Source organism: Lelliottia jeotgali, assembly GCF_016771845.1.
Lineage (GTDB): Bacteria > Pseudomonadota > Gammaproteobacteria > Enterobacterales > Enterobacteriaceae > Enterobacter > Enterobacter jeotgali.
On record NZ_JAENMQ010000001.1, the window covers coordinates 997,792 to 1,023,261 of the forward strand.

A 25,470-nucleotide genomic window follows, 5' to 3' on the forward strand; every position below is an offset into this window, starting at 1 on the left:
GTTTCACATCGCCGGAGAAACCTTTCTCCGGCATTTTATTCTGAGGAGCAAGCCCACCATGTCGGCCGTTGATATCTTATCTGCTTGTGAAGTTGAGGTACGAGACGCCCAACCTGACGACGTTCATGCCATTGCCGCGATCTATGCCTGGCATGTGCTCAACGGGCGCGCCTCGTTCGAAGAAGTGCCCCCGACTATTGATGAAATGCGCCAGCGTATGAGCACAATTGCCGCTGACAGTTTACCCTGGCTGGTGGCGCTGTATCGCGGCGTAGTGGTCGGATATTGCTACGCGGGGCTGTATCGTGTGCGCCCGGCTTATCGCTACACGCTGGAAGAGTCGATTTACGTTGATGCCAGCGCGACGGGGCGTGGCTTTGGCAGTGCATTAATGGACGCACTTATCGCCCGTTGCGAACAAGGTCCGTGGCGACAGATGATTGCCGTGGTCGGAGACGGGCATAACAATGCTGGCTCTCTGCGGTTGCATAAAAAACATGGATTCGAAGTGGCCGGACAGCTCAGAAGTGTGGGCTATAAGAAAGGGAACTGGCGGGATACGCTGATTATGCAGCGTCCGCTGAATGACGGTGACTGGACGCTGCCGGAATAGCTTTTGTGCGGTCTGGTGCCCTCACCCCGGCCCTCTCCCACGGGAGAGGGAGAAAACACTAAAAACGGCAACGAAGTTGCCGTTTTGCTTTGACCTTGTAGGCCCGGCGTTTGCCCGGCCTACAAAACCACAACCAACATAACCACAGCAGACGATCAATCGTTTTGCGCGGTTTCCATCTGCGCCGCTTTTTGCTTTTTATAGCTCATCGCCGCCGCAGGAACGGGTGTGACTTTCCCGGTTTCAATCCAGGTGCGTAAACGACTCGCATCAGCAAAGTGGGTGTATTTCCCGAATGCATCCATCACCACCAGCCCGACCGGTTTACCGTTAAAGACGGTACGCATCACCAGACAGTGACCTGCCGCATTGGTAAAGCCGGTTTTGGTTAACTGAATATTCCAGTTATCGCGATACACCAGATGGTTAGTATTGCGGAACGGCAGCGTGTACGCCGGATTGGAGAAGGTTGCCATCTCTTCGCGCGTGGTGCTGAGCTGGCCGATCAGCGGATACTGTTTGCTGGCCAGCAGAAGCTGCGTCAGGTCCCGTGCGGTCGAGACGTTATGAATCGACAGACCGGTCGGCTCGACAAAACGGGTGTTGGTCATGCCCAGTGATTTGGCTTTCGCATTCATCGCGCGGATAAACGCGTTATACCCGCCCGGATAATGGTGCGCGAGGCTCGCGGCCGCACGGTTTTCCGAGGACATCAGCGCCAGCAGCAGCATATTTTTACGGCTGATTTCGCTGTTCAGACGCACGCGAGAATAGATTCCTTTCATCTCTGGCGTCTGGCTAATATCGACTTTCAGTTTCTCATCCAGCGGCAGTCGTGCATCAAGCACCACCATCGCGGTCATTAATTTGGTAATAGACGCAATCGGACGCACCAGATCCGGATGACTGGAATAGATCACCTTATTGGTATTCAGATCGACAATCATTGCGCTACCGGAGGCAATTTCCGGTTGAGCGGCAGTGGTGACTGCAGTTGTTTTAGCAATCGCTGGCGCGGCAACAGGCACAGCCAGGATCAGCGCAAGGCTAAGCAAAGAAATTCGGAATTTCAGCATGGTGAGACTTCTGATAATTATTCATGCACGTGATGACGTACGCCTCCTGTCACATCGAGCGAAACAGGCTGGCCAAGGCATCATAGCGGCCCTGCTGAGTTGTCGCCAGTGGAGAATCATGAACAGATGCTGCATTGCTGGCATTTACGCCAGCAATGCTTTTACCTCAGAAGAGACGGTAGCCGTAACCCCACAGAATGACCGTGAGTGCCAGCAGCGCCTCCAGCACCAGCACGCCAATGGCGAGAGTTGAACTGGAGAAGCTTAAACCTTCTTCTTTGTTAATGTTGAGGAAGGTCGGAATACCGACGTACAGCAGATAGCCGGTGTAAAACAGCGCGATGGTCCCAATCAGCGCGCACAGCCAGACCAGCGGATAAAGTGCCACGATGCCGCTCATAAACAGCGGTGTCGCCACATATCCGGCGAAGACCATGCACATCGTGAGCGACGGACGCTGCGGATAGTTACGCGCCATCCAGTAAATAACCCGCCCCATCACCGCCACGCCTGCCAGCATCAGTCCGTAGAACACTATCGCCAGCGCCAGCCCGGTCATCCAGGAAAGCTTCACGATAGTGCCATCGCCAAAATTCCAGCCAATTTGTGTTGTGCCTATAAACGCGCAGATCACCGGTACGGCAGCCATGAGCAGGACATGGTGCGTGTAGTGATGCGCGACCGTTTCGTTCTCGCTTCTGATGACATGCATCTCACGATCGGGATGGGAAAACAGCCCCCAGACATGGTTCATACAGCCCCCTCATTGTCGGCCCGTCAGGCGATACCCTAAGTATAATTCAGCTTTAGATTATTTTATGACCAGCAATAAAAATGCCGCTTACGGGCAAATCACGCTGGTTGCCGCGCCATTGATTCACAGGGTGTATGCTTAAAGGAGGTTCACAGAGGGAGACAACGCTGACCTTATGGATATCAATAGTCTGATTGAACAATACGGGTATGCGGCGCTGGTGATAGGCAGCGTGGCGGAAGGTGAAACCATTACGCTTCTCGGAGGGGTGGCGGCCCATCAGGGTTTACTCCGTTTTCCGCTGGTGGTGGCCGCCGTGGCGCTCGGAGGGATGATTGGCGATCAACTGCTCTATCTGCTGGGATTACGCTTTGGCCCGACCCTGCTCAAACGTTTCTCAAAGCATCAGAAAAAAATCAACCGCGCCCAGCGGCTGATTCAGCGTCATCCTTACCTGTTTGTTATCGGCACCCGGTTTATGTACGGTTTTCGTATTATCGGCCCGCTGCTGATTGGTGCCAGTCGTTTGCCGCCGAAAATCTTCCTGCCGCTCAACATCATCGGGGCCATTGCCTGGGCGCTGATTTTTACCACGCTTGGGTACGTCGGCGGGGAAGTGATCGGCCCGTGGTTGCATAATTTCGATAAGCATCTGAAGCACTGGATCTGGTTAATCGTGGTGGTGGTCGTGGTGGTAGCCTGGCGACTGTGGCGCAAGCATCGGGATAGTGCGCGGGAGTAAAAGTATTACTCCCGCACGCGTTTAGCTGTGGTGGTATCCGCCGCCCAGCGCGGAGGTGAGTTGCAGCGTGGCATCGACGTACTGGCCTTGCAGCGTCAGCCCAGCGATGTGCTCCTGCAGAGCAGGAATTTTCACTTCGCTGACGCGCGAACCAGCAATGATCCCGGCGTTAAAGCGAGCCTGCGCCTGGGCTACCACGCGCGCGGTATCGGCTTCAATTTTCTGCTGTTGCTGGGTCTTACTGATCAGCGTGTCCACTTCACTGGCTGTGCGAGCGACTTGATTCACCGCATCGACCACCGCTTTGTTGTAATTCGCGACGGACAGATTGCTTTGCGCCTGGGCGATATCCAGATTGGCATTCAGGCGTCCGCTGTCGAAAATCGGCAACGTCAAACCTGCCGTTACGCCCATTTGTTGCGCCGACGAGCGGAACAAATCGCTTAAGTGCAGGGCATCCTGTTGCAGGAACGCCATCAGGTTGACGTCAGGATAAAAGGCCGCCTTCGCCGCATCCACTTCGTTCATAGAGGCTTCGATATACCAGTGCGCTTCCTGCAGATCCGGGCGGCGTGCCAGCAATTCGTAACCGAGCGTCGACGGTAGCGAAGCCTCAATTTTCGGCAGGTCGTGCGGGGCCAGCTTCATCGACGAGGTATTGGTCAACGCCTGCAGGCACGCTTCGATGGCTTTCATTTTCCCGTGGACTTCAGCCATCTGTTCCTCGGTTTTGCTGGCGTTGATATCGGTGACGGCGCCTTCAACAGAAGAGTTGATGCCCTGCTGATACAGCTCGCGATCGACGGCGATGATCGACTCTTGTTCTTGCTTGATGTGGGTGAGCACATTACCGATGGCGGCCTGCGTTTGCCACTCCCAGTACAAACGCGCCACGCTGCTGGCGAGCAGCTGCCGGGTCTGTTCCATCTCCGCTTTCTGCGCGTTGACTTTGCCAATGCGTGCCTCGACCTGAGAGCGGTTTTTCCCCCACAGATCCAAATCCCAGCCCGCGGTCAGGCCAAAAGTACCGTTGGTGTACCACGGCCCTGTAGTGCCCGCCGCTGGATCGGTGAAGGCAAACGGACCCATCAGCCCTTCAGCTGACATTTTTTGCCGCTCGGCATCAGCAGAGAAATCAACCTGAGGGCCACCCGCTGCCATTGCCATTTTGGCCTGTGCTTCGGCCAGCGCGATACGCTGATGCGCAATCTGCATATCCGGCGCATCGGCCTGCGCTTTCGCAATCAGGGAATCCAGCTCAGGGTCGTGGAAATCTTTCCACCATTCGTTTTTGGGCCACTGGGTATGGCTAAACTGAGTGCTGATTTGGGTCACTGGCGATTGCGGTTTCAGTGAAGCTGCCGTGTCGTGGCCAGGAGCACACGCCACAAGAAGTAAAGAGAGAGGTAAACTCAAAGAATAAATAATTGAACGTTTCATCACGCCATTCACGCAAAATAGAAAGACGCAAATTACGCCTGATGCTTTTCTTTTTTTTAGTAACCCGTGGCAACCCGCACTTTGAAACACACGCACATAATCAGAAAAATATTCTCGTTATGAATTAGTTAATTATATTCATTCATCGCACTGATGAATTAGGCGTGCTGTCAGGCTGCTACACTTAAATGGATTTGAACTCATGCCAATGGAGAAGGGAATGAAAATACTACTGTGGATTATCCTGATTATTTTCCTGATTGGTTTACTGGTTGTGACAGGCGTCTTTAAAATGATTTTCTGAGGGTCCCCCGACAGGCTTTGGCCTGTCGGGGCAAGATTATTTGGACTGAATGACCCGCGCAATATCCGCCGACGTTTGCAGAGTGCGAATCTCCTGAAATAACGTCAGCGCTTCGGCGTATTCTTTGCGTAAATAGCTCAGCCACTGCTTAATACGTGCCACATGATATAGCCCGGTATCGCCCTGCTTTTCCAGACGAGAATATTTTTGCAGCAGCGTGACCACGTCAGGCCAGGGCATACGCGGTTCATTGTACTTAATCACCCGGCTCAGATTGGGCACATTGAGCGCGCCGCGACCGATCATTACCGACTCGCAGCCCGTTTCTTTGATGCACGCCTGCGCGCTTTCGTAGTCCCAGATTTCGCCGTTAGCGATTACTGGAATAGAGAGTCGCTGGCGGATTTCGCCGATCGCCTGCCAGTTAATACGCTCGGCTTTGTAGCCGTCATCTTTGGTTCGCCCATGAACGGCCAGCTCTGTGGCTCCGGCCTGCTGTACCGCATCGGCAATTTCGAACTGGCGGTCGCTGCTGTCCCAGCCCAGGCGCACTTTCACCGTGACCGGTAAATGGGCTGGCACCGCCTCGCGCATTGCTTTCGCGCCACGATAAATGAGTTCAGGATCTTTGAGGAGTGTCGCCCCACCGCCGCTGCCGTTGACCATTTTCGACGGGCAGCCGCAGTTGAGATCCACACCGTATGAACCCAGTTCAACGGCGCGGGCGGCATTTTCCGCCAGCCACTCAGGGTATTGTCCCAATAGCTGAATGCGTACCAGCGTGCCGGATGAGGTGCGGCTCTGGCGATGCAGCTCCGGGCAGAGTCGGTAAAACGACTTTACTGGCAATAGCATATCGACCACCCGCAAAAACTCGGTGATGCAGAGATCGTAATCGTTAACCTCGGTCAGCAGCTCGCGCACTAATGAGTCGAGCACGCCTTCCATCGGCGCCAGTAAAACACGCATTCTCAGTACCTGTGAAAAAAGACGCGCTATAGTAGCCGCTCTCTACAGGCGTGCAAAGGCTTTAACGCGAGTCTATCTCACAAACCAGTAGGCCAATATGCCCAACACGATAACAATGAGTATCGTGAAAGCCGGCCCCATTGCGAAGGCGTACCAGTTCAGATCTTCTTCTTTTTTTATATCGTTGAAACGCATCAGGGCGCTTGCGGCATCCAATGCCGTAACCTCTTCAAACTGCTGTTCATAGCCCTGCTCTTTCAGAAGCGTTGCGGCCTCAGCGTTACGTTTCTCCACTGCCGAAATCTGTGTTCCCTTTTTGAAAAAAATGAAATCTTTCACCGGAATCTCCTGACCACGATAATGCCTTTTATCATATCATCGCTTCAAAAATAGTCACCGCAACTACACTGTTTTAACTGGCTTTTACTGTGAATGCTGTGGAAATGCCTAACGTTCCAAAAAGGAATGTCTGGTATGCTCAAATTTCATGTTGTGATCCGTAGCACGTTTCTATGTTTAATTGTATGATGAATTCGTTCCATCAAGGACTTTCACCATGACCAAAACATTCAATACCCTCTGGCAGTACCTGCGTGCATTTGTGCTGATTTATGCCTGCCTTTACGCCGGGATTTTCATCGCCTCCCTGCTGCCTATTATCATACCTGGCAGTATTATCGGGATGCTGATTCTGTTTTTACTGCTGGCGCTGCAAATCCTGCCCGCTAAATGGGTCAATCCCGGCTGCTACGTGCTGATCCGCTATATGGCGCTGCTGTTTGTGCCTATCGGTGTCGGGGTGATGCAATATTACGATCTGCTTAAAGCCCAGTACGGCCCGATTCTGGTCTCATGTGCGGTGAGTACGCTGGTGGTGTTCCTGGTGGTGAGCTGGAGCTCGCATCTGGTGCACGGCGAACGCAAAGTCATTGGGCAAAAAGGGACAAAAGAATGATAGCCAATATCTGGTGGTCGCTGCCGTTGACCCTGGTGGTGTTTTTCGCTGCGCGTAAACTTGCGGCACGCTTTAAGATGGCGTTGCTCAATCCGCTGCTCGTTGCCATGGTGGTCATTATTCCGTTCCTGCTGTTCACCGGTATTCCTTATGAGCGCTATTTTGCCGGTAGCAAGATTCTGAACGATTTACTCCAGCCTGCCGTTGTGGCACTGGCGTTCCCGCTGTATGAGCAATTGCATCAAATCCGCGCACGCTGGAAGTCAATCATCACCATTTGCCTGATTGGCAGCGTGGTGGCAATGGTCACTGGCACGTCAGTGGCGCTGCTGATGGGCGCATCTCCGCAAATTGCCGCCTCTATTCTGCCGAAATCCGTGACCACCCCCATTGCAATGGCCGTTGGCGGCAGCATCGGCGGGATACCAGCGATCAGCGCCATGTGCGTTATTTTTGTCGGTATTTTAGGCGCGGTGTTTGGTCATACTTTGCTAAATTTAATGCGTATCCGGACCAAAGCTGCGCGCGGCCTGGCGATGGGTACCGCTTCGCACGCCCTTGGCACTGCGCGCTGTGCCGAACTGGACTATCAGGAAGGCGCGTTCAGTTCGCTGGCGCTGGTAATTTGCGGGATCATGACTTCGCTCATCGCTCCCTTCCTGTTCCCGATTATTCTGGCGATCGTTGGCTAAAATTTGCGATGTGTCGCGCAAATTTCATTTTGTTTTCATAAGTTGCATACATAATGAGAAGTGGATCACATATAAAGCCCTGGTGGCTCCGTACACTACCGATCCATTAACCTTTATGAGGCATTGCCATGCACCCACGTTTTCAAACTGCTTTTGCCCAGTTAGCAGAGAATTTGCAATCAGCCCTGGCTCCGGTTCTGGCGGATACGCACTTCCCCGCCTTGCTGAGCGCAGAGCAGGTCACGACGCTTAAACAGGCAACGGGACTGGACGAAGACGCGCTGGCTTTCGCACTGCTGCCGCTGGCTGCCGCCTGCGCCAGAGCCGATCTCTCCCACTTTAACGTTGGTGCCATTGCGCGCGGCGTGAGCGGGACCTGGTATTTCGGCGGGAACATGGAGTTCCTGGGTGCGACCATGCAACAGACCGTCCACGCCGAACAAAGCGCCATCAGCCATGCCTGGCTGCGCGGTGAAAAAGCGCTGCAAGCCATCACCGTGAACTACACTCCTTGCGGTCACTGCCGCCAGTTTATGAATGAGCTGAACAGCGGTTTGCAACTGCGCATCAATCTGCCTGGCCGTGAGCCACATACGCTGGGTGACTATCTGCCGGATGCCTTTGGCCCGAAAGATCTGGATATCAAAACTCTGCTGATGGATGACCAGGATCACGGCTACGCTTTGACAGGTGATGCGCTGTCCCAGGCCGCAATCGCTGCGGCGAACAAAAGCCACACCCCTTACAGCAAATCACCGAGCGGCGTGGCGCTGGAGCTGCGTGATGGGCAAATTTTCTCCGGGAGCTACGCTGAAAACGCCGCCTTCAACCCGACGCTGCCACCGCTGCAAGGCGCACTGAATCTGCTGAGCCTGAACGGGTACGACTATCCGGATATTCAGCGCGCGATTCTGGCTGAAATTGCCGATGCACCGTTGATCCAGTGGGACGCCACCGCCGCCACGCTGAAAGCGCTGGGCTGTACCAGCATCGACCGGACATTGCTGGCGTAATTACCCTGTGCGGGCAGAAATGCCCGCTCTGCTGATGAAAATCCCCCCAATCAAACCGCTGTTTCTTGCGCTTACCAGGCGGGTAAAGTAGCCTGAGTGAAATTTCCCTTCACGGAACGAGCCATCTTCATGTTAAAGCGCGTGTTTTACAGCCTGTTTGTCCTGGTCGGCATTCTGCTGTTGACTGCACTTGGCCTCGACCGTTGGATGAGCTGGAAAACCGCCCCTTACATCTTTGATGATCTGCAGGATTTACCTTATCGCCAGGTCGGCGTGGTGCTGGGTACCGCCAAGTATTACCGTACTGGCGTTATCAATCAGTATTATCGCTACCGCATTCAGGGCGCGCTTAACGCCTATAACAGCGGAAAGGTCAATTACCTGCTGCTGAGTGGCGATAACGCCCAACAAAGTTATAACGAGCCGATGACCATGCGAAAGGATTTGATTGCCGCAGGTGTCGATCCGGCAGATATCGTGCTCGACTACGCCGGATTCCGTACCCTGGATTCCATCGTCCGCACGCGCAAGGTCTTTGATACCAACGATTTTATTATTATCACCCAGCGCTTCCACTGCGAACGGGCACTGTTTATCGCCCTGCACATGGGCATTCAGGCCCAGTGTTATGCCGTTCCCTCACCGAAAGATATGTGGAGCGTTCGGGTACGTGAATTTGGCGCCCGCTTTGGCGCGCTGGCCGATCTCTATCTGTTCAAACGTGAACCGCGTTTCCTCGGCCCGTTAGTTCCGATTCCGGCGATGCATCAGGTGCCTGAAGATGCGCAGGATTATCCAGCGGTGACGCCGGAACAGCTTCTTGAATTGCAAAAGAAAGAGAAAAAATAAGTCATTTTTATATTTTCTTTATAGTAGTGAGTGGCATTTTTACAGCCCGTTTATATCTTAAAATAAACGGCTATTTTATGCTGGATTCATCGCCATCACGGCCTCACTGAAGCGCAATTATGAACTCCATCATCAGTACTTTATTTCTGAAAAATATCCGCTCATATCTTAATTTCCCGGTCGCATCTCTGCCCGGTTATTTACAGTCGGAAGTTAACGATTATTTAAGTGATTATCCACTGACTCAACATGTGGATGTTTATCTTTATGACATCAATGGCACGATGCGCGGAAAACGTCTTTCTGTTGAGAGTCTTTTTACGCTTTCAAAAGGATGTTATTTTCCGCTTTCCGTCTATTCGATGGATCAGAAAGGCAAGGTTTCGTGTCATTCCCCAGCACAACCCCTTCATGACGAACCCGATCACCTGTGCCTGCCAGTGCCGGGCACGCTGCGCCCTTCGCCTCAGGACCCCTTGCATACCGCGCAGATCCTGCTGACGATGACCGACAACCATCAGGCTCCGTGTCAGCTGGAACCGCGCGTTATTCTGCAGAACGTGCTTTCGCGCTTTCATCAGCATGGGCTTTATCCGGTGGTCGCCCCCGAAATTGAGTTTTATCTCTCCAGCCCGCAGCCAGAGGATATCCGCGGCCAGGGATGTTTTAATATGGAGAATTCCACAGCCCGTAGCGCCGTTTTTAATGACCTTGAGCAGCTCGCGCAGGTTCAGCAAATCCCGCTGACCGGTATTGTGGCAGAGGCCGAATCTGGCCAGTTTGAACTGAATCTTAAGCACAGTTCCCGCATCTTAGAAGCCTGTGATAACGTACTGGCCTTGCGCCGCCTGACGCGTTATGTCGCTGAAAAACAGGGTCTTAAAGCCAACTTTATGGCGAAACCCTACAGCCTACAGTCTGGCAATGGTCTGCATTTTCACTTCAGTTTGCAGGATGTACACGGAGAAAACGTGTTTGCCTCCTCCGCCGATGAGCTCAACAGCATGATGCGCCTGTGCATTGCCGGTCAGCTGGCGCTGATGCCTGCTTCGGTAGCCATCCTCGCGCCCGGTGTGAACGCATTTCGGCGTCTGCGCAAGAACCTCGATGAGCCCCTGTTTAACTCATGGGGATATAACAACCGCTCCGCCGCCCTGCGTATTCCGTGCTCTGACGAGGGCAATCGGCGCATCGAATATCGTCTTGCAGGCGCCGATGCCAACCCCTATCTGGTGGTCGCGACCATTCTTACCGGCATGTTGTACGGACTGGAGTGCTTCGACGAGCACGACCTTGCCGACCCGCAGAACGCCGCCCCGGCCCTGCCACTGTTTCAGCAGCATGCCATCGAACAGTTTGCCCAGTGTCAGTATCTGACCGACAGCCTGGGACACGCGTTTTCGCAGCAGTGGATCGCCTGCAAACTGTCGGAATTAGCCTGGTTCGAAAGTATCGTGACAGAGGAAGAATCCACCCTGAGTTAATTCCATTCTCGAATATCATTTCCCCGAGGCCAGATTCACTGGATATATTATGTCTACGTTGATTATTGTTTCGAACCGTTGCATTACGCGAAAGACGACATTTACCGATCCGCTACTGGACGTTCTGGAAAAAATAGCCATTAATTATTCCGCTAAATGGTACGGATGGGACGGTGAAATAGAGACCAGCCGAAAAGGACCACAACGAAGCCGCCATGATATTAATACTTTTACCGTATATAGCAGACCGTTTTCCGCCAACGAATACGAGAATGGATATCACGGATACATCCATAAAGTCTTGTGGCCGGTATTTCACAATCGCCCCGACCTTGCGGAATATCAAAAAGAGTATTTCACGACCTATAAAATGAATGCGCAAAACGTCGCAGAGGATATCGCGCAAGATCTCCGCGATGAAGAGATTATCTGGGTGCATGATTACCATTTGCTCCCGGTGGGCAAAATGCTGCGTGATGGAGGGCATCACAATATGAGCGGTTTTTTCCTGCATCAACCCTTCCCGCCGGGTGACGTCCTGCGCAGCATCCCGGAGCATAACTGGCTGGTGAACGCGTTACTGGAGTATGACGTGATTGGCTTTCAGTCGAGCGCCGACGTCAGTAATTTTCTGACCTACGTGCTGCGATACCATCGGGTCACACGTCTGGCGCCTGACCTTATTCAGCTCAATGGCAAAACCATCCGCATCGGCATTTTCCCCTGCGGGATTGTGGCTGATGCTCAGAACGTGGCACCGCCCATACATCGTCAGGTTGATGACTATCCATGTCAGATAATTATCAGCAACGATGTAATCAGCGATATTAGCGGTATTCATTACCGGCTGGATGCGATGCGAACCTTTTTGAACCACCATCCGCAGTACATCCGCAATGTCAGTTTGCTACAGATATCCGATCCGTCGCGTGAATATCCTCGTTCGACCAGCAATCTCTGTACGCGTCTGGAAAGGTTTTGCGGTGAGTTAAACGGCCAGTACGGTGATTTTTCGTGGTATCCGGTGAATTACATCCACAACACCCTGTGCAGCCAGACGTTGATTCAGGAGCTGTACGCCAAAGCCCAGGTGGCGCTGTTTACACCACTATCGGAAGGCACCAGCCTGAGCGCCAAGGCCTTTATCCTGGCGCAGGATGTCGACGATCCTGGCGTGCTGATCCTCTCGATGTTTAGCGGTGCGGCGGAACAACTGAGCGAAGCGATTATTGTTAATCCCTACGATGCCAACGAAACCAGCGATGCTCTGCACTCTGCGCTCTCGATGCCGCTGCATGAGCGCAAACGGCGTCACGGATTGATGCTGAAGAAGGTTCTGCGCTACGACAGCCTGTGGTGGGGGCGAACCTTTATTGAGGCGCTGGAGGATAAAACCCGGCCTGCGGCACCGGTGTTCAGAACTTCCCATTACGGCGTTTTCACGCCGCAAAAACTCTACTAAATAAAAAGGCCCGCTGAGTCAGCGGGCCTCATAAGCGTCGTGAAGATTACTTCTTACGCGCGTATTTCAGTGAATCCAGGGCAACGGCGAAGATGATGATCGCGCCCTTGATAATGTACTGCCAGTACGGGTTCACGCCGATGTAGGTCAAACCGTAGTTGATAACGGTGAAGATGATAACACCAGTCACCACGCCGACTACGGTACCCACACCGCCGCTGAAGGATACGCCGCCCACCACGCAGGCTGCAATCGCATCCAGTTCATACATAAAGCCGAGGTTGTTGGTCGCCGAGCCGATACGGCCTGCTTCGAGCAAACCACCGAAGGCATAGAACACGCCGGACAGGGCATAAATCATGAGCAGGTTCAGAGCCACGTTCACGCCAGATACTTTTGCCGCTTCCGGGTTACCGCCGATAGCGAAGATGTTTTTACCGAAGCGGGTTTTGTTCCACAGTACCCAGACAAAACCGACGGCGATCAGCGCGTAGAAGGTGATGTAGGAAAGGCGGAAACTGCCCAGCGCCACAAAACCTTGCGCGAACGTCGAGAAGCCACTGTCGAAGCCTGAAATCGGTGATGCGCCGACGAAGTCGTAGTACAGGGAGTTGATACCGTAAACGATAATCATCGTGCCCAGCGTGGTGATAAACGGCGTCACGTTCAGGTAGGCGATGATAATACCGTTGATCAGACCGATGATGGCGCCAACCACGCAGACAATCAGCACGACGACAATGATCGGCATGGTCGCCATTTCCGGGAACACCTTGTTGGCGTTCTCCATCGACTGCAAGAGCGTGGCCGCGACAACCGCAGCCAGACCGACCTGACGCCCGGCTGACAGGTCAGTACCCTGAGTCACAATCAGCCCGGCCACCCCGAGGGCGATGATGATACGCACTGAGGACTGGGTCAAAATGTTACTCAAGTTAAGCAAACTTAAGAACGTAGGGTCCTGGAAAATAATAATGGCCAGCAACACTAAAAGAACAACGTAAATACCGCCTTCTTTCAGATAAGTGAGAAAACTCTTTTTATTTAGCGCACTCATGAGGAGCCCCTGATCTTAAAGGTGCAAAGACGCAAGACGGAGAATTTCGTTTTGCGTTGTCGTTTTGGTGTCAACAATTCCGGCAACGAGACCATTGCTCATAACCAGAATACGATCTGTGATCCCTAACAATTCCGGCATTTCGGAAGAAATAATAATAATCCCTTTATTCTTTTTCGCCAGTTCAGCAATCAGCTGATAGATTTCAAATTTTGCACCTACGTCAATACCACGAGTCGGTTCATCAAGCATTAAAATTTCTGGTTGGGTTAATAGCCAGCGACCAATAATAACCTTCTGCTGGTTACCGCCGGAAAGTGAGCCAATTTGCGTTTGATGTCCTGGCGTTTTCACACGCATTGAATCGATAACCCACTGGGTATCACTTTTCATGCGGGAAGTATCCAAAAGACCGACTTTGTTTTTATAGTTCCGAATATTAGAAATTAACGAGTTAAAATTAATATCCAGATAAGCATAAATCCCCGTTGAGCGGCGCTCTTCGGTCACCAGGGCGAAACCGTGATTAATGGCTTCATTGGCGTTGTGATTATTAATTTTCTTTCCGTGCAGCGTAATCGTACCCGCGACTTTTTCACGGATACCAAACAGGGTTTCCACGATATCGGTACGTTTTGCACCGACCAGGCCCGCGATGCCCAGAATTTCGCCTTTGTGCAAATCGAAAGACACATCACGAATAGACGGCTGGCGCAGGGATGTGAGGTTACGCACTTCAAGAATCACTTCACCCGGCTTGTTCTCTTTATCCGGGAAGCGCTGGTTCAGGGAACGGCCCACCATCATCGCGATGATCTTGTCCATATCCAGCCCTTCAAGGGGCTGAGTGGTGATCCACTGACCGTCACGCAGAATGGTGATTTCATCGCACAGCTGGAAGATTTCTTCCATTTTGTGCGAGATATAAACGATGCCGCAGCCGCGATCTTTCAGCTTACGGATAATGGTGAAAAGGTGATTAACCTCTTTTTCCGTCAGTGATGAGGTCGGCTCATCCATAATCACGATTTTCGCGTTATAGGAGAAGGCCTTGGCAATTTCGATCATCTGCATTTGTGAAACGGATAACGTGCCTACGCGTGCGCGCGGGTCGATATCAATATCCAGTTCATCAAAAATCGCTTTCGTATCACGATACATTTTGTCCTGATCGACAAATACGCCTTTGGTCGGATAACGACCCAACCACATATTGTCCATAACAGAACGTTGAAGCACCAGGTTTAATTCCTGGTGAACCATCGAAATACCATTCTCCAGTGCTTCCTTGGCGGAATGGAAGTCGATCTCTTTCCCCTGAAAAAGAATGCTACCAGAATCTTTTTGATAGATTCCAAAAAGGCATTTTAATAATGTCGATTTACCTGCACCGTTCTCTCCCATCAACGCATGAATAGAGTGAGGACGTACTTTTAAATTAACATTGTCGAGAGCCTTAACGCCCGGAAAAGACTTGTTAATACCGCTCATTTCTAACAAGAATTCACCTGAGGACTGAGTATTTGTGCTGACCATAATTATACCTTGACGGCCTCGCATATCGCGTTATAAAAGGGCGCAAAGAATTGCGCCCTGTGAGAACAGGCAATATCTAACTTATTTACCGATAAACTCAGCCAGGTTTGACTGGTCTACGCCCACGTAAGGTACGCGAACAATTTTGTTCTCGATTTTCCAGTTGGTGCCTTCTGCCGCTGCTTTACCATCGGCCAGGTTTTTCGCCAGATCGAAGGTCGCTTTCGCCTGGTTGTTGGCATCGTTCAGCACGGTACCGGCCATTGCGCCAGATTTAACCAGTGCCAGCGCTTCTGGCAGTGCATCCACGCCGAAGACCGGAATAGAGGATTTATTGTGTGCTTTCAGCGCTTCAACTGCACCCATTGCCATCGCATCGTTGTTGGCGATAACCACTTCGATTTTGTTAGCATTCGGGCCAGACAGCCATGCGTCCATCTTATCTTTCGCCTGAGCGGTATCCCACATTGCAGTGTCTAATGCCAGCTGCTGGGTTTTCAGACCTTTGTCGTTCAACTCTTTGATAACATATGTGGTACGCGCTTCAGCATCCGGATGGCCCGGCTCGCCTTTCAGCAGCACGAACTGAATCTGACCGTCTTTGTTCAGGTCCCAGTTCGGGTTAGCAGCCCAGTGTTTTGCGATCAGATCGCCCTGGATAATACCGGACTCTTTGGAATCAGTACCGACGTAGAAGGCTTTGTCATAGCTGTCCAGCGCTTTGCGGGATGGCTCTTTGTTGAAGAATACGATTGGCACATTCTGGCCACGCGCTTTCTCAATCACTGTACCTGCTGCAGCCGGGTCAACCAGGTTAATGGCCAGGGCTTTCACACCTTTCGCCAGCAGAACGTCGATCTGGTCGTTCTGTTTGGACTGGTCGTTCTGGGAGTCATTCATCAGCAGCTGAACATCTGGCGCTGCTTTAGCATCTTTCTCGATAGCTTTACGCACAACAGACATGAAGTTGTCGTCGTATTTATAGATTGTCACACCAATACGGGTATCCGCAGCGTGCGCAGCCGCACCAAAAAGCATGCTTGCCATAACAGCAGACAGAGTCAAAACCTTCTTATTCATGGTATCTCCGGTTTTTTTTATGCAGGGTAGTTCTTGTGAATAACGGTCGGCGGGCAGATGTTAAGAAAACGTTACTGACAGCCGAAGTTCACTTATAAAATTTCTATCTTCCGTGTTCGGTAACGCTCCAGTAATGCGTTTTATTGGTTGTTTGTGGCACTTTGGCTATAGTGAAAGTGATTAATCACCGTTACATAGCGTTTCAGTCCCTAAAACGCTGACATCATAGTCAGCGGCTTGTTAAGATACTGTGAATTTACTCACAGATTGAAAACGGTTACATCATCCAACATAATCAGTTAGTGATCGGAGCCACAATTTGCCGAATAGCAACCGAATGGCGACGCACTAAAGTCGGCATGAAACAGTGTGTTGCGCTGAGATCCTGCTGTCCTGCGGCCCCTTGTAACGCCAGTTCAGTGGCCAGGCGAGCCATTGACGCAATCGGGTAACGCACGGTGGTAAGCTGCGGGTCGGTGTAACGGGCAATCGGGATATCATCGAAACCAATCAATGACAGATGCTGCGGCACGGCAATGCCGTTGTCTTTCAGGGCGGTCAACGCACCTGCAGCCATGCTGTCATTGTAGGCAAAGACGGCGGTCAGTTGCAGGTTACGTCCGAGCAGTTCAACCATTGCGGCCTCCCCTCCCGGCATATCAGGCGATCCAGTGCCAATCCAGCTGTCAGCGGGCGTAATTCCGGCTTCTTTCAGAGCATTTTGCCACCCTTCCCGGCGCATATCGTCATCTTCAATATGATGGCTGGACGCCAGATAGCCGATGCGCTGATGGCCGTTATTGAGCAACATACGCGTCGCCATCATCGCCCCGCTGACGTTATCCAGCGTCACGCAGCGATGGGCGTAGCCCGGCACCACACGGTTGATGAGCACCATCCCGGGGATTTGATCCATAAACCCAGCCAACTCCTCATCGCTGAGCGCTTTTGAATGGACGATCAGGGCGTTACATCGCTGGCGAATCAGCACCTCAATGGCATGACGCTCTTTTTCAGCCTCGTGATAGCTGTTACCGATCAGCACATATTTATGGTGCTGCTGGGCGACAACGTCCACGGCTTTGACCAGCGCACCAAAAAAGGCATCTGACACGTCCATCACCACCACGCCAATGGTGTCACTCACCTGGGTGGCGAGAGCCTGGGCGTTAGCATTCGGGCGATAGCCGAGTTGCGTCACCGCCTTCATCACAGTTTCACGAGTTTCAGGACTCACCAGCGCGCTGTTGTTCAGTACGCGGGAGACAGTGGCGACAGAAACACCCGCGATGCGGGCTACGTCACGAATGGTGATCATATTCACCATCCTTATATGGATTGCAGCAACTCACAGACACCCCCTGTGTTTAGCAAGGAGGCTATTCTGGCAGTGACGAAGAGGGGACTACGTGAAGAAGGTCACACAGATGAAAACGGTTACATCCGTTTTGTTAATGATTGTGATCCAGATCGTTATCTGGATGTATTACTCAATGATACACCTGAAGCACGTGCGGTTAATTGACGCCACAGCCATTCCAGCGGGCCCTGGCGGAAAAAGCGCAGCCAGATAACAGAAAACACCATGTTTATCCCCCAGACCGGAATAACAAATGCCAGCAGCTGGAGTCGGTCGAATTTCATAAACAGACCGAATCGATAGAAAAGCGTGGTGCAAATGAGCGTTTGCAGCAGGTAATTGCTCAATGCCATTCGGCCCACACACGCCACGGCAGCCACCACCTTGAAGCGCGCCATCTGCGGCCAGAAGCCGTAAATCAACGCCGCATAGCCGATAGTCTGAAACGGTGCACTTAACTCGCGCGGGGCCTGTAGCAGGAAGGCACACCAGCGATAATCCCAGTCCAGCACCCACTGCGCGACAACCGCGGGAAGATTAATGACGACGCCAATGCACACCAGGGCAGCCCCTGTCCGGCGATAATGAGAGAGACTAAACTCCCCTTTCAGCCAGCCGGTTCGCATCAGCGCCGCGCCCATCAGCATCATCCCGGCCAGCTGCCAGCCGTACTGTGCACCCAGCGCGATCAGGTTATCGCCGAGCATATCGGCACGATTGCTGACGGCTTCGATACCACCTTTGAGTTTCCAGAACTGTTCATACTGAAGATTCGCGGCATCCGGTATCCACGACCGATTGGTCGCTCCGCCAGAAATCATCCCCAGCAGCAACAACACGCCGATACCGATGAGATACAGAATGACGCCGGTATTGAACAGATTTTTCACGTCGTGCGCGTCACGAATCATTCGCCAGCAAATCAGACCCACTAATCCATAAGCCAGCAAAATATCGCCGTCCCAGAAAAACAGACCGTGGATAAACCCGAGTAAAACGAGCAGCGTCAGGCGAGACTGGATCCAACGCTTGCCGCGTTTGAGCAGCAGCTGCAGCCCTGCGCCGAAGAGGAGTGCAAAAAGAGAAAGGAATTTAACTTGTGCGAAAAGGTCGAGGATCGCCCACGTCCAGGCGTCGCTGCGGGTGATTTCGCCATACCAGGCAGGATTGAGATACGCCGCTTTTGGCAGACCAAACGCGGCGATATTCAGCAGCAGGATACCGAGGATGGCAACGCCACGTACAAAATCCAGCGTGACATTACGCTCCATTTATCCTGCCCTGTAATTAGTTGTGGTGACGTACGGCGCGCAGAAACTCCTGGCGAGTATTCTGGCTGGATTTAAACAGACCACCCAGCGACGTAGTCGTGGTCGCGCTGGTTGCATCACGAACGCCACGCGCTTTCACGCAATAATGGACGGCATCAATGGATACAGCCACATTGTTGGTGCCGAGCAGCGTTTGCAGCGCCGTCAGGATCTGCTGTGTCAGACGTTCCTGAACCTGAGGACGCTGGGCGAAGAACTGCACGATGCGGTTGATCTTCGACAGACCAATCACCGTATCTTTCGGGATATAGGCCACGGTGGCTTTACCGTCGATGGTCACAAAATGATGTTCGCAGGTGCTGGTCAGCGTGATATCGCGCACGGTCACCATTTCATCAACCTTCATCTTGTTTTCGATGACGGTGATTTTTGGGAAGTTGGCGTAATCCAGGCCGGAGAAAATCTCATCGACATACATTTTTGCAATGCGATTCGGCGTTTCCATCAGGCTGTCATCGCTCAGATCGAGATTCAGCAACTGCATGATCTCGGTCATGTGCCCGGAAATAAGACGTTTGCGTGTTTCTTTGTCCAGTTCATTAACGGGCGGACGCAGCGGGGTTTCAAGACCACGCGCGACTAACGCTTCATGAACGAGAGCGGCTTCTTTACTGAGTGATGGCATTATTGTCTCCTGCAGGTGTGGCTGCCTTTTGCCCTCTTTGAAGCAAAAGTGTGCGCTCATTGTGCGTGAGGCGGCGCACATAATCCAGTATTCACGGCGATTATTATTGCAATTGTTGCTGCCTTTCGGCTTGTCGATCCCAGACCAATGCCCCCCCGACGATCAGCGCGACACCCGCAAGGCCCAGCGCGGGTTCCAGCTGATGGGTGAACCAGGTGGATATCGCCGACGTGACCGGGCCAACCAACTGACCCAGCGCATACCCGGTGGTCAGTAATCCGGCCATGTAACGGGTGTGATTCGGCGCAAGTTCACGCCCACACAGAAGGGACAACTGAACGGCGCACAGGAATCCACCACCGACCAAGAGCGCCCCTGTAACCAGCCCACTGATTCCCGGCATCAGCCAGGCGGCAAAGACGCCCACCCCTTGTAACCACAGCACTATCGACAGGCGGCGGTTCGACGTTGAAACATGGCGCAGCGCAATGCTTAACGCAATGCCAGCCACGGCAGCTGCACCAAACACTGGCCAGACAAACTGCGCAAACAGGCTACCGGGGAAGCGCACCGCCGCCATCTGCGATAAAAAAGTGGCGGGCAGAATGTAGCCAAAACCAGCCAGACTGTAGCTCCAGACCAAGCGACGTAAATCAGGGGTCAAGACCAGCGGTTCCGGCGTGGTGCCAGGGCGATGCAACTGCCCACCACGCGGGAGATAGCGCGCCACCAGCACAATTAATATCAGCGCCAGCACGCCGTAAATCTGCCACGCCGCTCCGGCTGAAAGCGAGCGCGCCTGAATGTAAACCGCCAGCAGGCCGCTGAGCGCAATCCCCGCCCCCGGCCCGGCAAAGACTGCCGCGCTGAGTCCCGGCTTGCCGTAGTGCGCCAGCCGTTCGTTGGTCCACGCGGCAATCAGTACCATCGACCAGCCGCTCATGCAGCCGATCACGAATCGAATCAGGCCGTGAATAACAGCGTTATCCGCCACGGCTGACAGTAGCGTCAGTGCCACTGCGCCAAAAATCCCGAGGTACAGACGCCCTTCGACAAACCGGTGCGCACGCATGGCATCCCACGCGCCGACCAGATAGCCCAGATAGTTCATGGCGGCCACCAGCCCGGCGCTGGTTAGCGTCAGTTGTCCAGCCGCAATCATCAGTGGAACCTGAGGAGTAAAGGCAAAACGCCCTATCCCCATCGCTACCACTAACACCACAAATCCGCTGAGCGCGATACGCAGCGCCATGATTGCCTCAATTGTTAAAATTTAGTTAATTCATGATGCAACATCTGACGTTTGAGCGGAAGTGAAAGTTACTCACAGGTGAATGAATAATCTGTATTATGGATTGAGTGAATATCAATACCTATCAGGAGCCTTGCATGGAACTGCTCGAAGAGCACCGTTGTTTTGAAGGTCGGCAGCAGCGCTGGCGGCACGACTCCACCACGCTAAATTGCGCCATGACGTTTAGCATTTTCCTCCCGCCGACGACAGAAAATGTTAAACCGCCGGTGTTGTACTGGCTTTCCGGTCTCACCTGTAACGATGAAAACTTCACCACTAAAGCAGGGGCACAGCGCGTGGCCGCCGAATTAGGCATTGCGCTGGTGATGCCCGACACCAGCCCGCGCGGGGATGATGTCGCCGACGACGCCGGATACGATCTGGGTAAAGGTGCTGGTTTCTATCTTAACGCCACCCAACAGCCGTGGGCGAACCACTACCGGATGTACGATTACATCCGCGACGAATTGCCTGCTCTGGTCAAGGCACAGTTTGAGGTGAGCGATCGCGCGGCTATCAGCGGACATTCGATGGGCGGCCACGGGGCGTTGATTATGGCGCTAAAAAATCCTGGCACGTTCACCAGCGTATCGGCATTTGCGCCTATCGTTAACCCGACGCACGTTCCTTGGGGGCAGAAAGCGTTCTCGAATTATCTGGGTAATGATGAAACAACGTGGCAGGAATGGGACAGCTGCGCGCTGATGCAGGCAAGTCATGCGGAACACGCGATCCCGACCCTTATCGATCAGGGCGATGCGGATCAGTTCCTCGCAAATCAGCTGCAGCCCGCCGTTCTGGCAGAAGTAGCGCGACAGAAAAGCTGGCCGTTGACCCTGCGTATTCAGCCGGGACACGATCACAGCTATTACTTTATTGCGTCGTTTATTGAGGATCATCTCCGCTTCCATGCGGAGCATTTGTTCGGATAAGTGCCTGTTTGTTGCCCGGTGGCGCTGCGCTTACCGGGCCTACAAAACCAGGTAGGCCGGGTAAGGCGAAGCCGCCACCCGGCAAACCCGCTATCAGAACCGGTAATCCACCGCCATAAAGTAACGACGGCCATCTTCGGTGTAGCTGTAGTCGTCGCGGCTCAGATCTTTATCCAGCAGGTTTTGCACGCCAGCACGCAGTTTCACATTTTTGGTGGCCTGCCACGCTGCACCGGTATTCCAGACCACATATCCGCCAGGCGTCGCTGCACCGTCGGTGAGAGCGCGTTTTTCACCAGAATAGTTACCCTGCATGTAGAACGACCAGTCCTGCGTCGCCTGCCAGTCAATGGTTCCGTTCGCGGTATGGAACGGCAGCTCGGAGAGCGGTTTGTTTCCGCCGTTGCTGATATCACGTCCGTCGTTATAGGTGTAATTCAGCGTCACTTTCCAGTCTTCCGCCAGCGGGAATTTCAGCTCAGTTTCCACGCCGCGAATACGCGCTTTATTGACGTTGTAGTAGCGGAAAATCGGCTCGCCGTCGGCATTCAGCCCAACGTAGTTCGGGTAGCTCTGCGCCTGGTTCACGTTCGCGGTGCGGCTGATGCTGATTCGGTCATCCACATCGTTCTGGAAGGTGGTAATACTGGCCTGCACGCCCTCTAACCAGCCCTCTTCCCCGGCATAGTAAAGACCCAGTTCGAAGCTTTCGCTGGTTTCGGGTTTCAGATCCGGGCTACCGACAATTTCACAGGCACCACGGCACGAGCCGGTGGTCCAGTCCGGGCTTAACTGAAGCAGGGATGGCGCTTTGAATGCCGTCGCCCAGCCGCCTTTCACCGTCACGGTGTCGGTGGCGCTATACACCAGATACGCACGCGGGCTCCAGTGGTCGCCGTAGGTTTCGTGATCGTCCATACGCACACCGGTGGTCAGCGCCAGCGGCTCAAAGATGCGCCATTCGTTTTCGATAAACAAGGCGTACTGGCTGGCGGACGTGTTGCTGCTGGAGCCGCCGGTCAGGTTGATCGGATCTTTTAGCTTATCGTGACGCCATTCCCCGCCGAAGGTCAGCACCTGGTTGATTTCAGCCAGCGGAAGGACATATTTCCCGTCGATGCTGTTGCTTTCCGAGGTGATTGGGCTGCTGTTGCCTGGATTTTTGTTATCCACTTTCTCGCCGTAGAATTTCAGCTCGCTATTACCGACATCCCAGCGCCCGTTGTGGCTCAGGGAGTAGTTCTGGCGCTCGAGGCGGTTCTGGTCGAGGGAGTCTGAATCGCGGTCCTGACGGTCGAAACCGTAGCCTGCGGTGAAATCGTGGTTTTGATTCGGCGTCCAGGCGAACTCGACGTTGGCGTCGCGGCTGGTGAATCCTTCGATGCGAGGTGTTTCGCCCGTCGCAGAGGTCGAGGATTCCTGCTGATCGTCTTTTTCACGTTTAGAGAGGCTGCCATAGGCTTTTAGCCCCAGCACGCCATCCACCAGCGGACCGCTGGTAAAGAACTGACCGTTGTAGGTATCACCGCGATCGCGATGTTCCTGAATAGTGGTGTCTGCCGTCAGGGTGCCGGTCCATTTCTGGCCGATTTTTTTGGTGATGATGTTCACCACGCCACCCAGCGCATCGGAGCCATACAGGGAGGACATCGGGCCGCGCACCACTTCGATGCGCTCGATAGCATCGACGGGGACCCAGTTGAGATCGAAATCGTTATGGCGGAAGACGGCGTTGCGGGAGTTGACGCGCTTACCGTCCACCAGAATCAGGGTGTAGCTGCTGTCCAGCCCACGGATGCTGACCCCTTTACGGTTATCCCCTTCATTGGTGAGCTGCACGCCTGGCACGTCCTGTAACACATCTTTCAGATTCTGAACGGGTTTACGCTGCAGATCTTCCTGAGTAATGACGCTGATACTGGCTGGCGCATCTTTGAGGTTTTGTTCGGTGGCAGACGCCGTGACAACCAGCGTATCGCCAGATTCAGCCGCGATAACCGGTAACGCCAGGGACATTGCAGACGCACAAAGTCCTCCCCGTACGAAGGGATTTAACCTAAACATTCCATATCTCCATGAGGTAAACACAACAATATCAAATAATTATTGCTCACAGTGCATTGCATACCGCCGGCTTCTTTGGCTGGTCGGCTGTGTGTTTATTTGCAGGTGTGGCAGTAACGTCATCGTCTGACCCACAACGCGACGCTGACTCCTTCATCCTTTTGATAACGGCGATAACGATAAAACAAACGATAATTATTATCAATTCAATTGTTAACAATTATGTCTTTTATGCATATTGTGGAGATAAAAAAGCCCGCTCGAATGAGCGGGCTAAAAGAGAGGAAGTGCGATTATTGTTTGAATCGTCCTGGGAATTCCATTTCGCTGTAGCGAACGAAGCGGGTTCCTCTCGTCAGTTTGTAACCAAACCAGATAATCAGGAACAGTGGAATACCAATATAGGTCGCCATCACGCCGCCCCAGTCGATGGTGTCAGACAGGAAGGCTTCGTAGTTTTGGCCGAGCGTAATGATCAGGCACAGGATAAAGGCGAAGATCGGACCCAGCGGGAAGAACCCGGAGCGATACGGCAGGTCATTAATATCATGTCCCTGCATCACGTAGCCGCGACGGAAACGATAGTGACTGATGGCAATACCGAGCCAGGCGATGAAACCGGTCATACCGGAGGTGTTCAGCAGCCACAGATAAACCGTCTGGTTGCCAAACATCGACGTCAGGAAGCACAGACCCGCCACTACCGTGGTCGCATACAGCGCATTGCGCGGTACGCCGCCACGAGACAGTTTAGAGAAAATACGTGGCGCTTTACCGTCGCAGGCCAGGGTGTAAAGCATACGCGTTGACGCGTACATCCCGGAGTTACCCGCCGACAGCACCGCCGTCAGGATTACCGCATTCATCACCGCCGCCGCAGAGAGCAGACCCGCATGCTGGAATACCAGCGTGAACGGACTGACGCTGATGTCTTTCACATCGTTACGCAGCAGGCTTGGATCGGTGTAAGGAATAATCAGGCTGATAATCAGGATCGCGAACACATAGAACAGCAGAATACGCCAGAACACCTGACGCACCGCGCGCGGGATGTTCTTCTCAGGATCTTCAGATTCACCGGCTGCGATACCGATAAGCTCAGTGCCCTGGAAGGAGAAGCCGACAATCATCGCCACGCCGATCATCGCCGCAAAACCGCCGGCAAACGGCGCTTCGCCTATCTGCCAGTTGCTCCAGCCCGCAGGCTGTGCCCCTTTGAAGATGCCGACAATCATTGCTACGCCGACGATGATAAAGATGATCACGGTCGCGACTTTAATCAGTGAGAACCAGTACTCCGCTTCGCCAAAACCGCGCACGGAGATGTAGTTCAGCAGGAAAATCACCGCCAGGAAGATGGCGCTCCAGATCCAGCCTGGCGTGTCCGGGAACCACCAGTTCATCACCAGCTGCGCAGCCACGAGGTCAACGGCGATGGTCACCGCCCAGTTGTACCAGTAGTTCCAGCCCAGCGCGAAGCCGAAGCCTTCTTCAACGTATTTTTGGCCGTAAGTAGAGAAGGAGCCAGAGACCGGCATGTAAGCGGCCAGTTCGCCCAGACTGGTCATCAGGAAGTACACCATCAGGCCAATCAGCATGTAAGAAAACAGCGCGCCACCGGGGCCTGCCGCTGAAATAGTTGCACCAGAGGCAACAAAAAGACCTGTACCGATTGATCCGCCAATAGCGATCATCGTCAGGTGACGCGCCTTGAGTTCGCGGCGTAGCGCGGGCGCTTCTGTGGTTTTAGTTTCGGAAACCATATGAAAATGCTGTCCATTCAAAAAATGAGGCGAGATTGTAGCAGACGATCCGCGAACCTTCCGGCAGAAATGCTC

The 25,470-nt window shown here is 53.2% G+C and carries 24 protein-coding genes; 10 read left to right on the top strand and 14 right to left on the bottom strand.

Going from position 1 to position 25,470, the window contains the following annotated elements; all coding sequences use genetic code 11:
- Window positions 1–58 precede the first annotated feature (58 nt).
- Window positions 59–613 carry a GNAT family N-acetyltransferase gene (locus JBO43_RS04735; RefSeq protein ID WP_202673814.1) on the top strand — a complete coding sequence of 185 codons (555 nt, stop codon included), beginning with the start codon at window positions 59–61 and terminating at the stop codon, window positions 611–613.
- Between the two features lie 155 nt (window positions 614–768).
- On the opposite strand, the gene pbpG is transcribed toward JBO43_RS04735, so the two are convergent.
- Window positions 769–1,689 (bottom strand): D-alanyl-D-alanine endopeptidase, encoded by a 921-nt coding sequence (gene pbpG / locus JBO43_RS04740; protein WP_095282656.1) that lies wholly within the window; start codon window positions 1,687–1,689, stop codon window positions 769–771.
- A 166-nt stretch (window positions 1,690–1,855) separates the two neighbouring features.
- Window positions 1,856–2,443, bottom strand: coding sequence for a Yip1 family protein (locus JBO43_RS04745; RefSeq protein ID WP_202673815.1), 588 nt, complete (start codon window positions 2,441–2,443; stop codon window positions 1,856–1,858).
- Between the two features lie 175 nt (window positions 2,444–2,618).
- On the opposite strand from JBO43_RS04745, the gene JBO43_RS04750 reads away from it, so the two are divergent.
- Entirely contained in the window at window positions 2,619–3,185 is a 567-nt protein-coding gene (locus JBO43_RS04750; protein WP_095282658.1) for a DedA family protein, read from the top strand.
- 21 nt (window positions 3,186–3,206) lie between these two features.
- Here the strand turns inward: JBO43_RS04750 and mdtQ are convergent, their stop codons facing one another.
- Window positions 3,207–4,625: a multidrug resistance outer membrane protein MdtQ gene (gene mdtQ / locus JBO43_RS04755; RefSeq protein WP_202673816.1), complete on the bottom strand. Its 1,419-nt coding sequence runs from the start codon at window positions 4,623–4,625 to the stop codon at window positions 3,207–3,209.
- Window positions 4,626–4,845: 220 nt separating this feature from the next.
- Here mdtQ and yohP point away from each other — a divergent pair, with 220 nt between their 5' ends.
- Entirely contained in the window at window positions 4,846–4,929 is an 84-nt protein-coding gene (yohP, locus tag JBO43_RS23270; RefSeq protein WP_087855921.1) for a small membrane protein YohP, read from the top strand.
- Window positions 4,930–4,965: 36 nt separating this feature from the next.
- Here the strand turns inward: yohP and dusC are convergent, their stop codons facing one another.
- Together dusC and JBO43_RS04765 are read right to left on the bottom strand one after the other, a co-directional pair.
- A complete protein-coding gene (gene dusC / locus JBO43_RS04760) occupies window positions 4,966–5,898 on the bottom strand; it encodes a tRNA dihydrouridine(16) synthase DusC (protein WP_202673817.1) in 933 nt (310 codons plus the stop codon).
- Between the two features lie 72 nt (window positions 5,899–5,970).
- On the bottom strand, window positions 5,971–6,237 hold the full coding sequence (locus tag JBO43_RS04765) for a hypothetical protein (protein ID WP_103949601.1): 267 nt from the start codon (window positions 6,235–6,237) through the stop codon (window positions 5,971–5,973).
- 217 nt (window positions 6,238–6,454) lie between these two features.
- Here JBO43_RS04765 and JBO43_RS04770 point away from each other — a divergent pair, with 217 nt between their 5' ends.
- From JBO43_RS04770 to JBO43_RS04795, 6 genes are all read left to right on the top strand, one after another.
- Window positions 6,455–6,853 carry a CidA/LrgA family protein gene (locus JBO43_RS04770; protein ID WP_095282662.1) on the top strand — a complete coding sequence of 133 codons (399 nt, stop codon included), beginning with the start codon at window positions 6,455–6,457 and terminating at the stop codon, window positions 6,851–6,853.
- Window positions 6,850–7,545, top strand: coding sequence for a CidB/LrgB family autolysis modulator (locus tag JBO43_RS04775; protein WP_103947184.1), 696 nt, complete (start codon window positions 6,850–6,852; stop codon window positions 7,543–7,545). The genes JBO43_RS04770 and JBO43_RS04775 overlap by 4 nt, the downstream gene beginning before the upstream one ends.
- 128 nt (window positions 7,546–7,673) lie before the next feature.
- Window positions 7,674–8,558, top strand: a complete 885-nt coding sequence (gene cdd, locus JBO43_RS04780) for a cytidine deaminase (RefSeq protein WP_103947185.1) — start codon at window positions 7,674–7,676, stop codon at window positions 8,556–8,558.
- A 129-nt stretch (window positions 8,559–8,687) separates the two neighbouring features.
- Entirely contained in the window at window positions 8,688–9,407 is a 720-nt protein-coding gene (gene sanA / locus JBO43_RS04785) for an outer membrane permeability protein SanA (RefSeq protein WP_095282665.1), read from the top strand.
- 119 nt (window positions 9,408–9,526) lie between these two features.
- Window positions 9,527–10,891: a glutamine synthetase family protein gene (locus JBO43_RS04790; RefSeq protein ID WP_237729925.1), complete on the top strand. Its 1,365-nt coding sequence runs from the start codon at window positions 9,527–9,529 to the stop codon at window positions 10,889–10,891.
- Between the two features lie 49 nt (window positions 10,892–10,940).
- Window positions 10,941–12,353: an alpha,alpha-trehalose-phosphate synthase (UDP-forming) gene (locus JBO43_RS04795; RefSeq protein ID WP_202673818.1), complete on the top strand. Its 1,413-nt coding sequence runs from the start codon at window positions 10,941–10,943 to the stop codon at window positions 12,351–12,353.
- Between the two features lie 46 nt (window positions 12,354–12,399).
- Here JBO43_RS04795 and mglC read toward each other — a convergent pair whose 3' ends face one another.
- The 7 genes from mglC to JBO43_RS04830 all read right to left on the bottom strand — a co-directional run bounded on the left by mglC (window position 12,400) and on the right by JBO43_RS04830 (window position 20,594).
- Complete coding sequence (gene mglC, locus JBO43_RS04800) at window positions 12,400–13,410, bottom strand: galactose/methyl galactoside ABC transporter permease MglC (protein ID WP_095282667.1); 1,011 nt, start codon at window positions 13,408–13,410, stop codon at window positions 12,400–12,402.
- 15 nt (window positions 13,411–13,425) lie between these two features.
- Window positions 13,426–14,946: a galactose/methyl galactoside ABC transporter ATP-binding protein MglA gene (mglA, locus tag JBO43_RS04805; protein WP_103947187.1), complete on the bottom strand. Its 1,521-nt coding sequence runs from the start codon at window positions 14,944–14,946 to the stop codon at window positions 13,426–13,428.
- A gap of 81 nt (window positions 14,947–15,027) precedes the next feature.
- On the bottom strand, window positions 15,028–16,026 hold the full coding sequence (gene mglB, locus JBO43_RS04810) for a galactose/glucose ABC transporter substrate-binding protein MglB (RefSeq protein WP_103947188.1): 999 nt from the start codon (window positions 16,024–16,026) through the stop codon (window positions 15,028–15,030).
- Window positions 16,027–16,321: 295 nt separating this feature from the next.
- Window positions 16,322–17,344, bottom strand: a complete 1,023-nt coding sequence (gene galS, locus JBO43_RS04815) for an HTH-type transcriptional regulator GalS (protein ID WP_103947189.1) — start codon at window positions 17,342–17,344, stop codon at window positions 16,322–16,324.
- A gap of 155 nt (window positions 17,345–17,499) precedes the next feature.
- Window positions 17,500–18,657, bottom strand: coding sequence for a DUF418 domain-containing protein YeiB (yeiB, locus tag JBO43_RS04820; protein WP_202673819.1), 1,158 nt, complete (start codon window positions 18,655–18,657; stop codon window positions 17,500–17,502).
- 16 nt (window positions 18,658–18,673) lie between these two features.
- Window positions 18,674–19,342: a GTP cyclohydrolase I FolE gene (gene folE, locus JBO43_RS04825; RefSeq protein ID WP_095282673.1), complete on the bottom strand. Its 669-nt coding sequence runs from the start codon at window positions 19,340–19,342 to the stop codon at window positions 18,674–18,676.
- Window positions 19,343–19,445: 103 nt separating this feature from the next.
- The gene (locus JBO43_RS04830; protein ID WP_202673820.1) at window positions 19,446–20,594 is read right to left on the bottom strand and encodes a YbfB/YjiJ family MFS transporter; all 1,149 of its coding nucleotides are present in this window, start codon (window positions 20,592–20,594) and stop codon (window positions 19,446–19,448) included.
- Window positions 20,595–20,731: 137 nt separating this feature from the next.
- On the opposite strand from JBO43_RS04830, the gene fghA reads away from it, so the two are divergent.
- Entirely contained in the window at window positions 20,732–21,568 is an 837-nt protein-coding gene (gene fghA, locus JBO43_RS04835) for an S-formylglutathione hydrolase (protein WP_202673821.1), read from the top strand.
- Window positions 21,569–21,661: 93 nt separating this feature from the next.
- Here the strand turns inward: fghA and cirA are convergent, their stop codons facing one another.
- The gene (gene cirA / locus JBO43_RS04840; protein ID WP_202673822.1) at window positions 21,662–23,632 is read right to left on the bottom strand and encodes a catecholate siderophore receptor CirA; all 1,971 of its coding nucleotides are present in this window, start codon (window positions 23,630–23,632) and stop codon (window positions 21,662–21,664) included.
- Window positions 23,633–23,925: 293 nt separating this feature from the next.
- Entirely contained in the window at window positions 23,926–25,395 is a 1,470-nt protein-coding gene (lysP, locus tag JBO43_RS04845) for a lysine-specific permease (protein WP_095282677.1), read from the bottom strand.
- Window positions 25,396–25,470 lie beyond the last annotated feature (75 nt).

Coding starts and splice junctions, on each gene's coding strand:
- dusC (WP_202673817.1), bottom strand. CDS start 5,898: ATGCGTGTTTTACTGGCGCCGATGGAAGGCGTGCTCGACTCATTAGTG.
- fghA (WP_202673821.1), top strand. CDS start 20,732: ATGGAACTGCTCGAAGAGCACCGTTGTTTTGAAGGTCGGCAGCAGCGC.
- folE (WP_095282673.1), bottom strand. CDS start 19,342: ATGCCATCACTCAGTAAAGAAGCCGCTCTCGTTCATGAAGCGTTAGTC.
- cirA (WP_202673822.1), bottom strand. CDS start 23,632: ATGTTTAGGTTAAATCCCTTCGTACGGGGAGGACTTTGTGCGTCTGCA.
- JBO43_RS04735 (WP_202673814.1), top strand. CDS start 59: ATGTCGGCCGTTGATATCTTATCTGCTTGTGAAGTTGAGGTACGAGAC.
- JBO43_RS04745 (WP_202673815.1), bottom strand. CDS start 2,443: ATGAACCATGTCTGGGGGCTGTTTTCCCATCCCGATCGTGAGATGCAT.
- JBO43_RS04750 (WP_095282658.1), top strand. CDS start 2,619: ATGGATATCAATAGTCTGATTGAACAATACGGGTATGCGGCGCTGGTG.
- pbpG (WP_095282656.1), bottom strand. CDS start 1,689: ATGCTGAAATTCCGAATTTCTTTGCTTAGCCTTGCGCTGATCCTGGCT.
- JBO43_RS04775 (WP_103947184.1), top strand. CDS start 6,850: ATGATAGCCAATATCTGGTGGTCGCTGCCGTTGACCCTGGTGGTGTTT.
- yeiB (WP_202673819.1), bottom strand. CDS start 18,657: ATGGAGCGTAATGTCACGCTGGATTTTGTACGTGGCGTTGCCATCCTC.
- mdtQ (WP_202673816.1), bottom strand. CDS start 4,625: ATGAAACGTTCAATTATTTATTCTTTGAGTTTACCTCTCTCTTTACTT.
- sanA (WP_095282665.1), top strand. CDS start 8,688: ATGTTAAAGCGCGTGTTTTACAGCCTGTTTGTCCTGGTCGGCATTCTG.
- JBO43_RS04795 (WP_202673818.1), top strand. CDS start 10,941: ATGTCTACGTTGATTATTGTTTCGAACCGTTGCATTACGCGAAAGACG.
- lysP (WP_095282677.1), bottom strand. CDS start 25,395: ATGGTTTCCGAAACTAAAACCACAGAAGCGCCCGCGCTACGCCGCGAA.
- galS (WP_103947189.1), bottom strand. CDS start 17,344: ATGATCACCATTCGTGACGTAGCCCGCATCGCGGGTGTTTCTGTCGCC.
- mglA (WP_103947187.1), bottom strand. CDS start 14,946: ATGGTCAGCACAAATACTCAGTCCTCAGGTGAATTCTTGTTAGAAATG.
- mglC (WP_095282667.1), bottom strand. CDS start 13,410: ATGAGTGCGCTAAATAAAAAGAGTTTTCTCACTTATCTGAAAGAAGGC.
- JBO43_RS04830 (WP_202673820.1), bottom strand. CDS start 20,594: ATGGCGCTGCGTATCGCGCTCAGCGGATTTGTGGTGTTAGTGGTAGCG.
- cdd (WP_103947185.1), top strand. CDS start 7,674: ATGCACCCACGTTTTCAAACTGCTTTTGCCCAGTTAGCAGAGAATTTG.
- mglB (WP_103947188.1), bottom strand. CDS start 16,026: ATGAATAAGAAGGTTTTGACTCTGTCTGCTGTTATGGCAAGCATGCTT.
- yohP (WP_087855921.1), top strand. CDS start 4,846: ATGAAAATACTACTGTGGATTATCCTGATTATTTTCCTGATTGGTTTA.
- JBO43_RS04770 (WP_095282662.1), top strand. CDS start 6,455: ATGACCAAAACATTCAATACCCTCTGGCAGTACCTGCGTGCATTTGTG.
- JBO43_RS04790 (WP_237729925.1), top strand. CDS start 9,527: ATGAACTCCATCATCAGTACTTTATTTCTGAAAAATATCCGCTCATAT.